General features: G+C 69.7%; 14 protein-coding genes and 1 pseudogene. 6 read left to right on the top strand and 9 right to left on the bottom strand.

Going from position 1 to position 14,215, the window contains the following annotated elements; all coding sequences use genetic code 11:
• Positions 1–2 precede the first annotated feature (2 nt).
• Both PV410_RS03825 and PV410_RS03820 read right to left on the bottom strand, forming a co-directional pair.
• Positions 3–425: a TOBE domain-containing protein gene (locus PV410_RS03825; protein WP_499511511.1), complete on the bottom strand. Its 423-nt coding sequence runs from the start codon at positions 423–425 to the stop codon at positions 3–5.
• 94 nt (positions 426–519) lie between these two features.
• On the bottom strand, positions 520–945 hold the full coding sequence (locus tag PV410_RS03820; RefSeq protein ID WP_500322289.1) for an ATP-binding protein: 426 nt from the start codon (positions 943–945) through the stop codon (positions 520–522).
• A gap of 180 nt (positions 946–1,125) precedes the next feature.
• Between PV410_RS03820 and PV410_RS03815 the strand changes: the two genes are divergently transcribed.
• Both PV410_RS03815 and glpK read left to right on the top strand, forming a co-directional pair.
• A complete protein-coding gene (locus PV410_RS03815) occupies positions 1,126–1,893 on the top strand; it encodes an IclR family transcriptional regulator (protein WP_500322288.1) in 768 nt (255 codons plus the stop codon).
• A 71-nt stretch (positions 1,894–1,964) separates the two neighbouring features.
• Positions 1,965–3,473 carry a glycerol kinase GlpK gene (glpK, locus tag PV410_RS03810; protein WP_500322286.1) on the top strand — a complete coding sequence of 503 codons (1,509 nt, stop codon included), beginning with the start codon at positions 1,965–1,967 and terminating at the stop codon, positions 3,471–3,473.
• Here the strand turns inward: glpK and PV410_RS03805 are convergent.
• On the bottom strand, positions 3,457–4,338 hold the full coding sequence (locus PV410_RS03805) for a PhzF family phenazine biosynthesis isomerase (RefSeq protein WP_500322284.1): 882 nt from the start codon (positions 4,336–4,338) through the stop codon (positions 3,457–3,459). The genes glpK and PV410_RS03805 overlap by 17 nt on opposite strands.
• 95 nt (positions 4,339–4,433) lie before the next feature.
• Here PV410_RS03805 and PV410_RS03800 point away from each other — a divergent pair, with 95 nt between their 5' ends.
• A complete protein-coding gene (locus PV410_RS03800) occupies positions 4,434–5,348 on the top strand; it encodes a LysR family transcriptional regulator (RefSeq protein ID WP_500322282.1) in 915 nt (304 codons plus the stop codon).
• A gap of 59 nt (positions 5,349–5,407) precedes the next feature.
• Here the strand turns inward: PV410_RS03800 and PV410_RS03795 are convergent, their stop codons facing one another.
• The 4 genes from PV410_RS03795 to PV410_RS03780 all read right to left on the bottom strand — a co-directional run bounded on the left by PV410_RS03795 (position 5,408) and on the right by PV410_RS03780 (position 7,405).
• The gene (locus PV410_RS03795) at positions 5,408–5,803 is read right to left on the bottom strand and encodes a GNAT family N-acetyltransferase (protein ID WP_500322281.1); all 396 of its coding nucleotides are present in this window, start codon (positions 5,801–5,803) and stop codon (positions 5,408–5,410) included.
• A gap of 268 nt (positions 5,804–6,071) precedes the next feature.
• Complete coding sequence (locus tag PV410_RS03790; RefSeq protein ID WP_499511519.1) at positions 6,072–6,317, bottom strand: hypothetical protein; 246 nt, start codon at positions 6,315–6,317, stop codon at positions 6,072–6,074.
• Positions 6,318–6,477: 160 nt separating this feature from the next.
• Positions 6,478–6,849: an ankyrin repeat domain-containing protein gene (locus PV410_RS03785; RefSeq protein ID WP_500322280.1), complete on the bottom strand. Its 372-nt coding sequence runs from the start codon at positions 6,847–6,849 to the stop codon at positions 6,478–6,480.
• 274 nt (positions 6,850–7,123) lie between these two features.
• A complete protein-coding gene (locus PV410_RS03780; protein ID WP_500322279.1) occupies positions 7,124–7,405 on the bottom strand; it encodes a hypothetical protein in 282 nt (93 codons plus the stop codon).
• A 214-nt stretch (positions 7,406–7,619) separates the two neighbouring features.
• Here PV410_RS03780 and PV410_RS03775 point away from each other — a divergent pair, with 214 nt between their 5' ends.
• Positions 7,620–8,003, top strand: a complete 384-nt coding sequence (locus PV410_RS03775; RefSeq protein ID WP_500322278.1) for a hypothetical protein — start codon at positions 7,620–7,622, stop codon at positions 8,001–8,003.
• A gap of 999 nt (positions 8,004–9,002) precedes the next feature.
• On the opposite strand, the gene PV410_RS03770 is transcribed toward PV410_RS03775, so the two are convergent.
• On the bottom strand, positions 9,003–9,452 hold the full coding sequence (locus PV410_RS03770) for a hypothetical protein (RefSeq protein WP_500322276.1): 450 nt from the start codon (positions 9,450–9,452) through the stop codon (positions 9,003–9,005).
• A gap of 790 nt (positions 9,453–10,242) precedes the next feature.
• Between PV410_RS03770 and PV410_RS03765 the strand changes: the two are divergent.
• Positions 10,243–10,599, top strand: a pseudogene (locus tag PV410_RS03765) (site-specific integrase); the annotation flags it as partial.
• Positions 10,600–10,679: 80 nt separating this feature from the next.
• On the opposite strand, the gene glnA2 reads toward PV410_RS03765, so the two are convergent.
• On the bottom strand, positions 10,680–12,041 hold the full coding sequence (gene glnA2, locus PV410_RS03760; protein ID WP_500322275.1) for a gamma-glutamylpolyamine synthetase GlnA2: 1,362 nt from the start codon (positions 12,039–12,041) through the stop codon (positions 10,680–10,682).
• Positions 12,042–12,312: 271 nt separating this feature from the next.
• Between glnA2 and PV410_RS03755 the strand changes: the two genes are divergently transcribed.
• A complete protein-coding gene (locus tag PV410_RS03755) occupies positions 12,313–14,070 on the top strand; it encodes an NAD+ synthase (RefSeq protein ID WP_500322274.1) in 1,758 nt (585 codons plus the stop codon).
• Positions 14,071–14,215 lie beyond the last annotated feature (145 nt).

The following is a 14,215-nucleotide window of genomic DNA, read 5'->3' as shown; positions in this document are numbered from 1 at the left end:
GCTCAGGTCGCCAGTGACACGTCGGTCGCCTTGACCAGCGCGACGACCGCGGCGCCCTCGGCGACGCCCAGCTCGTCGAGGGCCTCCCGGGTGATCACGGCGGTCAGCTCGCGGCCGCCCGCGAAGCCGATCCGGACGGTCGCCATGGCCTCGCCCGGCGTCACGGCGGTGACGGTCCCGGGGACCCGGTTGCGGATGCTGATGCCCTGCACCGGGGCCGTGGCGAGGGAGACCTCCGTCGCCTTGATCAGCACGGTCACCCCGCCGCCCGGGATGATGCCGAGCTCCCGCACGGCCTCGGCGGTCACGGCCGCCGTGAAGTCCGGTCCCCCGCCGTCGAGGCGCACCGTGACCACGGCCATCACCTCGCCCGGGACCACCGAGGCGACCTTGCCGTCGATCTGGTTGCGAATGCTCAGTGCCATGAGCGGCACCGTAAGCCCGCCCCCGGCGCGCCGCGCGGAACGACCCGCCGCCCGCCCCGGGCCCGGGCGGCGGTCCGGTCCCGCCGGCGGCGGCTCAGGCGGTGACCAGGTCCGCCCAGCGGGTGAAACCGGCGCAGTCGGCACGGATGCCGTGCCGTGTGGAGAGGGCGCCCACGATGCCGAGGCCCCGGCCGTGCTCGTCCGGGTCGGTGGATCCCCCCGGCATGCATGGTCGGGCCGACGGGCCCGAGTCGGTCACCTCGATGTGCAGGGCGCTGCGCCCCTCGACCTCGGTCCAGCAGATGCGCAGGGACGCGGGGCCGTCGGCGTGCACGATCGCGTTCGTGGTCAGCTCCGATATCACCAGCAGCGCGTCCTCGGCCACCTCCGCGCGCAGCTCCCACTCCGCCAGCACGCCCCGTACCCTCCGGCGCACGACGGACAGGGCGCCGGGGATGTGCGACAGCGCGCAGACGTGCACGTCCTCGCGCTGCGGCATCGTCTCGGGCTGTGCCGCCATGGTGTCCTCCTCCCGGGGAGTCCTGCCGGGTGGACTCCCGGACCTGCACGAAAGCTTCCGAGACAGGACATCCCGGGTCAATGAATCGGGGTCGTCATTATCGAACGCTGCCCTCAGAGGCCGAACGACCTGCGGAAACGCGCTGATGCCCATCGTGGTCGCCGGGGATAGCATCGACGTATGGCCGGCCCGCTCCAGTCCATCGAACGGGCGGCGGCGATCCTCAGGCTCCTGGCCGGCGGTCCCCGCCGGCTCGGGCTGGGCGAAGTGGCCGGCTCGCTCGGGCTGGCGAAGGGCACCGCCCACGGCATCCTGCGCACCCTCCAGCACGTGGACTTCGTCGAGCAGGACCCGGCGACCGGGAAGTACCAGCTCGGAGCGGCCCTGCTGCACCTGGGCACCAGCTACCTGGACGTCAACGAACTACGGTCCCGGTCGATCAACTGGGCCGACGCGCTGGCCGCCCGCAGCGGCGAGGCGGTACGCCTCGGCACCCCGCTGGAGGGCCAGGTGCTCGTCGTCCACCACGTCTTCCGGCCCGACGACAGCCTGCAGACGCTCGACGTCGGAGCCCTGCTGCCGCTGCACGCCTCCTCGCTCGGCAAGGTCCTGCTGGCGTACGGGGCGGCACCGCTGGAGCCGCTGCTGAAGGAGGAACTGGAGGCGTACACCCGGCACACCCTGGTGGTCCCGGAGGACCTGACCCGGGCCCTCGCCGACGTCCGCGAGCAGGGCTGGGCGCCGGAGGTGCAGGAGATGTCGATGGGCGAGGCCGGGGTCTCGGCGCCGATCCGCGGGTCGGGCGGCCTCGTCGTGGGCGCGATCGGCCTGTCCGGCCCGGTCGAGCGGATCTGCGACAGCAAGGGCCGCCCGCTGGCGTCCCTGGTCACGCTGCTCCGCGAGGCCGCGCGGGCGATCTCCAGAGACCTGGGCGCCGCCCGCTGGTGAGGCCCGCCCGGGCACCGGACACCCCGAGCACAGCGAACGCGTCGGAAAGCATCGGAAAGCAGGCCCCGATCATGGTTGAACGGTATGTGATGTCCATCGACCAGGGCACCACCTCCACCCGATGCATCCTGTTCGACCACCGGGGGCGCCTGGTGTCGGTGGCCCAGCGCGAGCACCAGCAGCACTTCCCCAGGCCCGGCTGGGTCGAGCACGACGCCCTGGAGATCTGGCGCAACCTCGAGCGCATCGTGCCGCAGGCGTTGTCCTCCGCCGAGATCGCGGCGGAGGAGGTCGCCGCGATCGGCATCGCCAACCAGCGGGAGACGACCGTGCTGTGGGACCGGAGCACGGGCGTACCGCTGGGCCGGGCGATCGTCTGGCAGGACACCCGCACCGCGCCGCTCGTCGAGCGGCTGCGCAAGGACCCCGGCGACGACTTCTTCCTGGAGCGCTGCTGCCTGCCGCCCTCCACCTACTTCTCCGCGCCGCGGATCCGCTGGCTCTTCGACGAGGTGCGCGGGCTGGAGCAGCGCGCCCGCGACGGCGAGGTGCTGTTCGGGACGATGGAGACCTGGCTGATCTGGAACCTGACGGGCGGGGTCGACGGTGGTCTGCACATCACCGACGCCACCAACGCCAGCCGCACCATGCTGATGAACATCCACTCGCTGACCTGGGACCAGGACCTGCTGGACTTCTTCGGCGTCCCCCGCGCGATGCTCCCGGAGATCCACGCCTCCGCCGAGAACTACGGCGCGGCCCGGACGGTCCTGCCCGGGGTCCGCATCACCGCCGCCCTCGGCGACCAGCAGGCCGCGCTCTTCGGCCAGACCTGCTTCTCCCCCGGCGAGGCGAAGTGCACCTACGGGACCGGCAGTTTCCTGCTGCTCAACACCGGGACCACGATGATCAGGTCGCGGCACGGGCTGCTCTCCACCGTCGCGTACAAGATCGACGACCAGCCGACGGTCTACGCCCTGGAGGGCTCGATCGCCGTCACCGGCTCGCTGGTGCAGTGGTTCCGCGACCGCCTCGGGCTGATCAGCAGCGCCCCGGAGATCGAGACCCTCGCCCTCACCGTCGCGGACAACGGCGGCTGCTACATCGTGCCCGCCTTCTCCGGTCTCTTCGCCCCGCACTGGCGCAGCGACGCCCGAGGCGTCATCGTCGGCCTCACCTCGTACATCACCAAGGGGCACCTCGCCCGGGCCGTCCTGGAGGCCACCGGCTGGCAGACCCGCGAGGTCGTCGACGCCATGAACGCCGACTCCTCACTCGGGCTGAAGGAGCTCAAGGTCGACGGCGGCATGACCGCGGACAACCTGCTGATGCAGTTCATCGCCGACGTCCTCGACGTCCCCGTGGTCCGCCCCATGGTCGCCGAGACCGTGTCCCTGGGCGCCGCCTACGCCGCCGGTCTCGCCTCGGGCTACTGGCCGGACCTGAAGGTGCTGCGGAACAACTGGCACCGCGCCGGGCAGTGGCTGCCCGACATGGACCCGGGGCACCGCGACGCCGAGTACGAGAACTGGCAGCGCGCCGTCGAGCGCTCCATCGGGTGGATCAGACAGCCCCCGTGACCGCCGGCGGGCCCAGGCGCACCGCCCGGCCGGTCACCCGGACGCGCGGGTCCCGTGGGTCGACGCCCACGAGCAGCTCGCTCGGGCGGCCCATGTCCTCGCCCTGCCGCACGACCACCCGGGCCGCCTCCGGCACCAGGTCCAGCTCGCGCAGGTAACCGCCGAACGCCGCCGCGGCCGCGCCGGTCGCCGGGTCCTCGACGACCCCGCCCACCGGGAAGGGGTCGCGGGCGTGGAAGCGGTCCGCGGCCTCCCGCCACACCAGGTGCACCGTGGTCCACCCGTGGCGGCGCATCACGCCGGCCAGGGCGTCGAAGTCGTACGCCAGGTCCGCCAGCCGGGCCCGCTCCGCGGCGGCCAGCACCAGGTGGTGGACCCCTCCGAAGGCCACGTGCGGCGGCAGCGCGGGGTCCAGCTCGCCCCGCTCCCAGCCCAGCGCGGCGAGCGCCGCGTCCAGCTCGGCGTCCTCGGCCGGGCGTGAGCGGGTCGGCACGCTGGTGAGCGTGGCGTGCAGCGTCCCCTCGTCACCGGCCGTCAGCACGGGAATCTCCCCAGCCGGGGTGTCGAAGACCAGCTCACCGGGGCCGATGCGCTCCGCCAGCGCGACGGCGGTCGCGACGGTCGCGTGGCCGCGGAAGTCGACCTCGGCGAGGGGGCTGAAGTAGCGCAGGGTGAACCGCCGGCGGGCGGGGTCCGCGGCCGTGACGAACGCCGTCTCGGAGTAGCCGACCTCGGCGGCGAGGGCGAGCATCCGTTCCTCGTCGAGGTCCGACGCGTCGAGGACGACGCCGGCCGGATTGCCGCCCGCAGGGTCGGAACTGAAGGCGGTGTAGCGCAGCACGTCGGTGCGGGTCCCAGGTGTCATGCCGTCCACGCTGTCACACCGGGTTCCATTGACAGAAACGATGGTTCTTCATCACCACGATTGATGGGACCGATCGCAGCGGTTACGGTCGAGCCGTGGACACCCGACTGCTCACCACCTTCCTCACCCTGGCGAGGACGGGGAACTTCACCGGCGCGGCCGCCGAACTGCACCTGTCGCAGTCCACCGTGACGGCGCAGATCAAGTCCCTGGAGAAGGAGCTGGGCGTACGGCTCTTCGACCGCATGCCGCGCGGCGCACAGCTCACCGGGGCCGGACGGCGCCTGATGACGGAGGCCGAGGGCGTCCTCGAAGCGGAGACGCGCCTGCGCGGCACGGCGGCCGGGGACGCCCGGTCGGGCGGGACCGTCGTCCTCGGCGCCGGGGACACGCTCTGCTCGACGCACGTGCCCCGGATCGTCGCCGCCCTGCGGCGCACCCACCCCGGCATCGACGTCCACCTCCACCCGGCGGGCAGCGACGCGGCCGTGGAGGGACTGCGGGCCGGGCGGCTCGACGTCGCCCTGCTGCTGGAGGACCAGGTCGCCCTTGCCGACATGACCGCACGCCCGCTCGCCGCCGAACCGCTGGTCCTCATCGCCGCCCCCGGCCACCCGCTGGCCGCGCTCGACCGGCCCGTCACCTGGGCGGAACTCGCCAGGGAGACCTTCTTCCTCCACGAGGAGGGCTGCTCCTACAGCGACCGCGTCGCGCGCGAACTCCTCGGCGTCCGCGACGCCCGGCCGCGGCTGACCCGGTTCGGCAGCAGCGAGGCCGCCCGCACCTGCGTGGCCGCGGGCCTCGGGCTCGGCGTCCTCCCCCGCGCCACCGTCCGCACCGCCCTGCGCGAGGGCACCCTGACCGCCGTCCCCGGGCCCGGCCTCCCCGACGTGCCCGTCCAGCTCGTCCGCCGGCGCGGCCGCTGGACCTCCCCGGCGGTCCAGGCCGTCCTCGACGCGCTGACGGACCACTTCGCGCGGCACGGAAACGGGGGCTCGGCGGTCGAGTAGGCCACCGCCCCGGCAGCGTGCGGGTACGGCCGTGGTCACGCCCGGGCGGAGCAGTCGTGTCAGCGTTCGAGGTTCCGCTCGAACCAGTGGTGCGCGTACGGCTCGGTGCTGAACGCCTCGACCTCCACGAATCCCGCAGTCTCGTAGAGGCGCCTGGCCTCCGCGAGCGTGCGGTTCGTCTCCAGTCGCAGCGTCCGCATCCCGCGGAGGACCGCCTCGTCGGCGAGACGCCCGAGGATGCGGCGGCCCAAGCCGAGGCCGCGAACGTCCGGGGATGCCCACATCCGCTTCACCTCCGCGATCCGCGTCTCGGGGTGAAGCTTGAGCGCCCCGCACCCCACCGGGGAGCCCTGCGCGCTCGCCACCAGGAGCAATCCGTCCGGCAGCGTCATCTCCTCGTCGCTCGCGGAGAGGCTCTGGGCGGGGTCGAAGCCCGTGTCGAACCGCCGTCCCAACTCCTCGACCGAGCTGGCCTACACGGGCTCCGGCTACGGCATGTTCCGGGCACGCTCGACCTCCGTCGGAGATTGGGAGAAGTTCTTGATCTCCTGACCGACCGACTGGTCATGACCACGGGTCAGGGCCGGGCGAGCTGAGACACGACCGCACGGAAGTCGGGCAGGGGGCGAGGCGTTTCGCCCCCTGCCCGGCTGCGGCGCTCGCGGCACGCCTGTGTCATCAGTGGCCGCCGGTAGCCCGGCGGGCGCCGCCGACGCGCTGTGGTCAGGAACTCTCGACGAAGCGGACGGACCAGGCGTAGCCGCTCAGGCAGTCGTGTGGGACTCGTCGGACTTCTCTGACCTGGCAACCATCGTGGGCGTACTTGCGGGCGAACCGGTCCAGGCGCTGCGCCTCGGTGAGATCCTCCATGGACAGCGGTGCTCCGACGACGAGGTCTTCGTGGATGACCTCTTCCTGCGCGCCACCGTCCGAGCAGGAAGAGCAATGATGCGTTTTGGGTAGGGCCATGGCATCAGTGTCCTCCTCACGCGGCTGCCCCGACGTACACAGCGCGATGGCCGCGCACCGTGCCGTGCGCGGCCCGACCGCGCTACCCCCGTACGGAGCGACGGCGGTGAGCTTCCCGGATGGGTCCCTGCGGATGGGCCAGTGACGGCCCGGGTTACCTCTATGAGATCTCGGATGGCAGTCCAGCGCCGTGGAGCCGCGCCCACGCGCGCAGCAGCCCCTCTGCCAGCCAGTGGCCGTTCATCGAAGCAATGTCCTCGGCCGTGCGGCCCTCCACATCACGAACGGTGAAGTCCACGTCGGCGATGAGCAGGTAAGCGACGCAGTCAACGTATGCCCGACCCCTACGCTCGGACCAGGCCCGTTCGATCTCGGCTGCAACAGCGTGGTGCAGGAGCGTCATACCCCGATGATCGGGGCGATTGCGATCGAAGAGCTTGGTCTCGACACTCGTGCGGAGGCTGTCGAGGTGCCCACGCCGCGCCGCGTCGATGGCCATGCGCCAAATGCGGTCACTTTGTTCGGCGTTCACAGTCCCTCCCAGGTGCGGGCCGCTCGTACTGTACCGAGCGGGCCGTGGGACGACGCCGGGCCGGATCGCATCGTCCTTGGGAGATTCTTGCGGAGCTCGAAGGCCGTGAACCTCGGAGCGGTACTCCTCCCACTCCTGCTTCAGGTCACCTGGCCACGCAGCTCTGTGGCCTGCGGTTAGCGGTCGATGGTGGAGTGGGTTTCCCGGCACCCAACCTGATCCGCGGCCGTTCGTGGCGGTTTGTCGCGCAGTTGGACACTCAGCCCGCATCCCTCTACAGGCCGCGTAGCGCCTCATAGAGATCGCCGTAGGCTGTCCAACAGTCGATGCTGCCGTCGTCGTACAGGCTGCCCATGTACCAGTCGTCATCATCGACAGGCTTCACGATGCACAGGCTGTGGAACCCGAGAACGATCTCCGGGTGCAGCACATCGTGGGCGTCGGAGGCGACCCACTTCACTGCCCGGTGTGGGTCCAGGACAACTGCCTCTTGGTCGCCGGACACGTCGCGGATCCGCTGAAGCGTCCAACCCGGGGGTAGCTGTGCGTCTGCCATCCACGGATGATCTCACGCGCCAGGTGTGCAACAGAGCTGTACGAGCGCTGATGCCCCTCTCGACGGTCGCTGAGGACTGCCAGGCACATCGGATAGTTACTCAAGCCCCATCAAGGATGGCTAGGGTCGTCGTGGTTGCCGTACGTCGCTGCTGTCGCCCCCCGATCTTGCGTACAGCTCATGTTCCCGATACAACCGCCTGGAAGGGGGAGCGATGCTGGGAGATCTACTCGGTGGGCTGCTAGGAGGTCTGGCCGGAGACCGCATCATCAAGAGGCGAGGCGAGCGGCTGGCCAAGGACGGAAAGGTCGAATGCGGCCTCCGCGTCCTGTCCGGCACCCACTACCGGGCGTCAAGCCGTTGGATGCACAGCACCGCGCAGCTGTCACCTGGGCTTATCACCATGGGCGGGATTATCGTCCGGATCACAGAACTCAATGCGATGAACCCAAGGCGGCCCACCGGCAAGGAAGTCTGGTCAGTGAGTCCCCAGACGGCCATCGTGCGTGTGGTCACTCCGACAGGGGCGGTCTTTGAGTGGGCTGTACTGGCCGAGCGACTGCCGTGGGCGCTGGAACAGGTACGCGTCGAGACCTGAGCACAAGCGCCTCCAGCGGGTCAGGATTCGAGCGACGCCGAGACAACACGCTTTCCAACTGTGGTGGTGGGGTCGTGGGGTGTGTACGGAGGCGTTCACCTGCGTTCATGGGCGGCTGGCTGTCGATGTGGAGATGGCTGGAAGTCTCGACTGAACGGCCGTGAACGGGGCTGAATGAGAGGGAAACCGAGCCGGTCGCCATGGTCCTAGAGCTGACCTTCCCACCATGGCACGTCCAGGCTGTCAGCCGGGATGACCTTGGCCCTTGCCAGAATCTTTCTGTCGAGGGCCCGCACGAGGGCACGCAACTCACGCGCACTCTTCCTGGGCAGCGCGTGAAGCACAGTTTCGAGGTGCTCACGGAAGCCGGCGCCGTAACACCCGCACTCATGGACGCCGCAGTCGGGACCTGAGAGGGGGTCTACAAGTTGCCTGAGGGGCCCATCGGCATAAGCCTGCCAGTGCCAGAACGCTTCTTCTGTAGCTTCGGGCCAAAAGCGGGTCCGCTCTAGCCGACGTAGATCAGCTGTGCAAGATCCTGAAAGGCGATCAATGAACGGGTAGCGTCGCCGCCTCCAGCGGCGGATAGGGAGGTCGCCCCGCAGGGCTGACGGGCGCCTACGCGGCATTGCCCCTTCGGTTGTCGGTCATGGGGGCAAGCTACAGAACCACGCGTCAGACGGCCACCGCATATCCGGTGGCCGGAGCCCTGAGCTTGGGAATCACGAGAGGCATCGGATTCCCCCTGACCGGCCCCAACGGGCTGCCTGCGCCGCCGCATCGGCACTTGTCGACGACCTTGATTGACCGCGGTTCACCCGCACTCGAACGTCCAATCTTGCCGTTATCTACCGTCGTTGATGTCAGCGTTGGATGTCAAAGAACCCGCCGAACAATAAGACCCGACCGGGGCTACGGATTCCCCCTCCACCCCTATCCCGGCCTCAAGGTGCGGGTGTGCACCGTCCAGGATGCCGTTCTCGGCGAGCGCCGCGCGGACTACTGACGTATCCAGCAGTACAAGCCGTGTCCCTGAGCGACGGCTCGCTTCGCGAGGGCCGCCAACTGCTGGAGGAAGTCGACAAGATGTTCTGTGTCGGGGGGAGTCGTGAAGCGGGCCGAGCGGGACCAGCCGTAGGCAACGTCGCCTAGAAACGCTTGATCGATGGTTGCGAGTGCGTCACGGAAGGCGTCAGTGAGCGACACGCTGACAACCTCACCGCCCCCCACCGTTGCGACCACGTGGCCGTGCCGAGAGTCGGACTTGATCACGCCTGCGGGTCGTCCTGTGATGACAAACTCGACAGTCAGCAGATCGGTAGTCGGGTCAATGCCCTTCACCACGAGTCCGTCGTACCCGCTACCGCTAGGCTCGCCATCCACACGCACGACCGCTCGGCCCGCATCTTGATCGTCGGCAGCGGTGTAATAACCGAAAAGCGTTCCCATGCACCGGATCATGACACGCGCCGGCAAGAGTTGGACGACGTCACGCCAGTCCAGCAACCATGGCCCGTGGACATCAATCACAAAATGGTGCGCATCGATCTTGAAAACCGTCGTGGCATCGATGTCACCGTGGGTTCAAATCCCACACTCTCCGCAGTAGGCCGACGAAGGCGCTAGACAGAAGGGGTGCCCCGAGACACGGGGGTGCCCCTTCTTCGTGCTCGATGGCACCGCGGTTCCCCGCGGTTTCCCGTGCGATCGGGCACGCCTGGGGCACGGGCTGGGATGGAGTGCACGTCGGCCGCATAGGCTGTTGCCCGATGAGGTCGCCCGCACGGTAAAGGACGGGACCCGGGGTGCGGACAGGGTCGTCTGCCTCATCCATCTATGGTCGCGGTGGACAACCAGTTTGGAACGCTAAGGCTGCGGACCCTGCCTCACCTGGGCGGACGCTGCCTGCAGCAAAGCGACCCCGTCACCGCTGTTCGCCGCGGGTCCCCGTTCGGCACCGCCTCACCTGGCACGGCATTGGCACGCCCGATCCCGGAACGCCGACCAGTCGCCTGGGGGTGGTGATGGTTGGTCGTGGGCGCGGAGGTTGCTGTACATCGCTGCTGTACAGCGTCCGTTTACGGTGACGCGTGCACCGGGGACGCTGAGCTGCGAGGGCATCGAGCTGAGCTTCCCGCCGGATCTGGCGGCAGTCAGTCGGAATCAGAGAGCCAAGGTCGGGCGTCCTCAAGTGCAGCTTCCGTGAGGGCGGGAGACAGTTCTGCGGACGCCCAGACCGCTGTTCTTCTCGCTGCCAGGTGGCGGGGCGGTCCGCCGTACCGACTTCAACACCCGAGCCTGCAAGCCTGCACTCGCCGCTGCCGGGCTGATCCCCAACCCTGTGGACGGCGGCCGGTACGAGTCTGCGCGCGAGCACGGCATGCACGCGCTGCGGCACTTCTACGCCTCCGTGCTCCTGGACGCAGGCGAGAACGTCAAAGCCCTGAGCAGCTACCTGGGTCACACCGAGGCGGGGTTCACGCTTCGCGTCTACACGCACTTGATGCCGAGCAGCAAGGGACGGACACGCCGGGCCGTCGACAGACTCTACGAAGCTGCGCACCCGGCGCCAGACGGCCCACAGACCGCCCAGAGCGAAAGAGACGACTCCGGGCCGGCAGCATCGCGCTGCCGGCCCGGATCAGGTCGTACCGAGAAGACCCCGCTGGCCTGCGGCTACAGGTTCGGGAGGTTCTTGCGGAGCTCGAAGGCCGTGACCTCGGAGCGGTACTCCTCCCACTCCTGCTTCTTGTTGCGCAGGAAGAAGTCGAAGACGTGCTCCCCGAGCGTCTCGGCGACCAGTTCGCTGCGCTCCATGAGGGAGATGGCCTCGCCGAGGTTCTGCGGGAGGGGCTGGATGCCGAGGGCGCGGCGCTCGCCGTCGGAGAGGGCCCATACGTCGTCGTCGGCGCCGGGCGGGAGCTCGTAGCCCTCCTCGATGCCCTTGAGGCCGGCGGCCAGCAGGACGGCGTAGGTGAGGTACGGGTTGGCACCGGAGTCGATGGAGCGGACCTCGACCCGGGTGGAGCCGGTCTTGCCGGGCTTGTACATCGGGACGCGGATGAGCGCGGACCGGTTGTTGTGGCCCCAGCAGATGTACGACGGGGCCTCGCCGCCGGCGCCCGCGGTGCGGTTGGCGCCGCCCCAGATGCGCTTGTACGAGTTGACCCACTGGTTGGTCACCGCGGAGATCTCGTCGGCGTGCCGCAGCAGGCCCGCGATGAAGGAGCGGCCGACCTTCGACAGCTGGTACTCGGCGCCGGACTCGTGGAAGGCGTTGCGGTCGCCCTCGAAGAGGGACAGGTGCGTGTGCATGCCGGAGCCGGGGTGCTGGCTGAAGGGCTTGGGCATGAACGTGGCGTTCACGCCCTGCTCCAGCGCGACCTGCTTCATGACCAGGCGGAAGGTCATGATGTTGTCGGCGGTGGACAGCGCGTCCGCGTAGCGCAGGTCGATCTCCTGCTGGCCGGGGGCACCCTCGTGGTGGGAGAACTCCACCGAGATGCCCATCGACTCCAGCATCGTGATGGCCTGGCGGCGGAAGTCCTGGCCCACGTTCTGCGGGGTGTGGTCGAAGTAGCCGGAGTTGTCGGCGGGCAGCGGCACGCTGCCGTCCAGCGGCAGGTTCTTCAGCAGGAAGAACTCGATCTCGGGGTGCGTGTAGAAGGTGAACCCGAGGTCGGAGGCCTTGGCCAGGGACCGCTTGAGGACGAAGCGGGGGTCGGCGTACGACGGGGAGCCGTCCGGCATGAGGATGTCGCAGAACATCCGGGCGGTGCCGGGCGCCTCGGCGCGCCACGGGAGGATCTGGAAGGTGCCGGGATCGGGCTTGGCGATCATGTCCGACTCGTACACCCGCGCGAAGCCCTCGATCGCCGACCCGTCGAAGCCGATGCCCTCGTCGAAGGCCTGCTCCAGCTCGGCAGGCGCCACGGCGACCGACTTGAGGTAGCCCAGCACGTCGGTGAACCACAGCCGCACGAATCGGATGTCGCGTTCTTCGAGGGTACGGAGCACGAACTCCTGCTGCTTATCCATAGCTATCCAACCTCACAGGTCATGGGGGCCTGTTGTCCGTGCCGGCTCGAGCGAGGGCCAGACCAGTATCACGTCACGGGGTTACCGGTCTGTTTCGGCGGCGGCCGGGACCGCCGGACACCCCTCGCCACCATTGTGATGCACCCTTGCGATCTTGACACAGGGGGCCGACCCCGGAAAGGCCCGTCCGCCACGGCTTCCCGGGCCGAGTGCGCGACCCCACAGGCGTCGCCCACGACATCGCGTCGGTTTGACGATTACACTGGGCGGCGTGCCTCAACTTCGCCTCGCCCTGAATCAGATCGACTCCACCGTCGGCGACCTCGCCGGGAACGCGGAGTCGGTCGTGCGCTGGACCCGGCACGCGGCCGAACAGGGAGCCCACCTCGTGGCCTTCCCGGAGATGGCGCTGACCGGGTACCCCGTGGAGGACCTCGCCCTGCGCTCCTCCTTCGTCGAAGCCAGCCGTGTCGCCCTGGAGGCCCTCGCCGAGCGCCTGGCGGCCGAGGGCTCCGGAGAGCTGCCGGTGGTCCTCGGCTACCTCGACCGCAGCGAGAAGGCCCAGCCCCGCTACGGCCAGCCCGCGGGCTCACCGCGCAACGCCGCCGCCGTGCTGCACGGCGGGAAGGTCGTGCTGAAGTTCGCCAAGCACCACCTGCCGAACTACGGCGTCTTCGACGAGTTCCGCTACTTCGTGCCCGGCGACACCCTCCCGGTGATCCGGGTGCACGGGGTCGACGTCGCCCTCGCCATCTGCGAGGACCTGTGGCAGGACGGCGGCCGGGTGCCCGCCACCCGCACCGCCGGCGCCGGTCTGCTGCTCTCCGTCAACGCCTCCCCCTACGAGGTCGCCAAGGACGACACCCGCCTGGACCTGGTGCGCAAGCGCGCCCAGGAGGCCGGCTGCACCCTCGCCTACCTCGCCATGATCGGCGGGCAGGACGAGCTCGTCTTCGACGGCGACTCGATCGTCGTCTCCGAGGACGGTGAGGTGATCGCACGCGCCCCGCAGTTCGAGGAGGGTTGCGTCCTGGTCGACCTCGACCTGCCCGCCGCGGACGCCACCAAGGTGCCGGGCGGCATCGCCGACGACGGCCTGGAGATCGAGCACATCACCCTCTCCGCCGAGCCGCTCCCCGCGTACGAGCCCGAGGTGCACGGCGGCGAGGCCCCGCGGCTGGGCGACGACGAGGAGGTCTACACCGCGCTGGTCGTCGGCCTGCGGGCGTACGTCGCCAAGAACGGCTTCCGCTCCGTGCTGATCGGCCTCTCCGGCGGCATCGACTCCGCCCTGGTCGCGGCCATCGCCTGCGACGCGGTCGGGGCGGCCAACGTCTACGGCGTCTCCATGCCGTCGCGGTACTCCTCCGACCACTCCAAGGACGACGCCGCCGAACTGGCCCGGCGGACCGGGCTCAACTTCCGCACCGTGCCGATTGCCCCGATGTTCGACGCCTACATGGGCTCCCTGGGGCTGACCGGACTGGCGGAGGAGAACCTGCAGTCCCGGCTGCGCGGCACGATGCTCATGGCCATCTCCAACCAGGAGGGGCACATCGTCCTCGCCCCGGGCAACAAGAGCGAGCTCGCGGTCGGCTACTCCACGCTGTACGGCGACTCGGTCGGCGCGTACGGGCCCATCAAGGACGTCTACAAGACGACCGTCTTCCGCCTCGCGCAGTGGCGCAACCAGGCCGCGGCGGAGCGGGGCCAGACCCCGCCCATCCCCGAGAACTCCATCTCCAAGCCGCCCAGCGCGGAGCTGCGACCGGGCCAGGTCGACACGGACTCCCTGCCGGACTACGACGTCCTGGACCGGGTGCTGGCGATGTACGTCGACCAGGACAAGGGGCGCGATGCGATCGTCGCCGCCGGGTTCGACGGGGAGCTCGTGGCGAAGGTGCTGCGGATGGTGGACACGGCGGAGTACAAGCGGAGGCAGTATCCGCCGGGGACGAAGATCTCCGCGAAGGGGTTCGGGAAGGATCGGAGGCTCCCCATCACGAACCGCTGGCGCGAGCACGCGTAGCGAGTGCCCGGGGGTTGTGGTTGCGGCCCGGTGGTTGTGTGCGGGCGGCTGCGCCGGGCTGCCCGGTGGTTGTGTGCAGGTTGTTTGCGCCTGCGGCGGGCTGTCCCCCGCCCGCCCTCCCTCCCCCGGCCGAAGGCTGGGGGAG

Source organism: Streptomyces sp. PA03-5A (genome assembly GCF_033792725.1).
GTDB lineage: Bacteria > Actinomycetota > Actinomycetes > Streptomycetales > Streptomycetaceae > Actinacidiphila.
The sequence above is the reverse complement of the archived record's forward strand: the minus strand, read 5'-3'. Positions and strand labels throughout refer to the sequence as shown.

Excerpts from the sequence above, each read along its gene's own strand:
- PV410_RS03815 (WP_500322288.1), top strand. The coding sequence starts at position 1,126 with ATGGCCGGCCCGCTCCAGTCCATCGAACGGGCGGCGGCGATCCTCAGG.
- PV410_RS03790 (WP_499511519.1), bottom strand. The coding sequence starts at position 6,317 with ATGGCCCTACCCAAAACGCATCATTGCTCTTCCTGCTCGGACGGTGGC.
- PV410_RS03825 (WP_499511511.1), bottom strand. The coding sequence starts at position 425 with ATGGCACTGAGCATTCGCAACCAGATCGACGGCAAGGTCGCCTCGGTG.
- PV410_RS03770 (WP_500322276.1), bottom strand. The coding sequence starts at position 9,452 with ATGGGAACGCTTTTCGGTTATTACACCGCTGCCGACGATCAAGATGCG.
- PV410_RS03775 (WP_500322278.1), top strand. The coding sequence starts at position 7,620 with ATGCTGGGAGATCTACTCGGTGGGCTGCTAGGAGGTCTGGCCGGAGAC.
- PV410_RS03820 (WP_500322289.1), bottom strand. The coding sequence starts at position 945 with ATGGCGGCACAGCCCGAGACGATGCCGCAGCGCGAGGACGTGCACGTC.
- PV410_RS03780 (WP_500322279.1), bottom strand. The coding sequence starts at position 7,405 with ATGGCAGACGCACAGCTACCCCCGGGTTGGACGCTTCAGCGGATCCGC.
- glpK (WP_500322286.1), top strand. The coding sequence starts at position 1,965 with ATGGTTGAACGGTATGTGATGTCCATCGACCAGGGCACCACCTCCACC.
- glnA2 (WP_500322275.1), bottom strand. The coding sequence starts at position 12,041 with ATGGATAAGCAGCAGGAGTTCGTGCTCCGTACCCTCGAAGAACGCGAC.
- PV410_RS03805 (WP_500322284.1), bottom strand. The coding sequence starts at position 4,338 with ATGACACCTGGGACCCGCACCGACGTGCTGCGCTACACCGCCTTCAGT.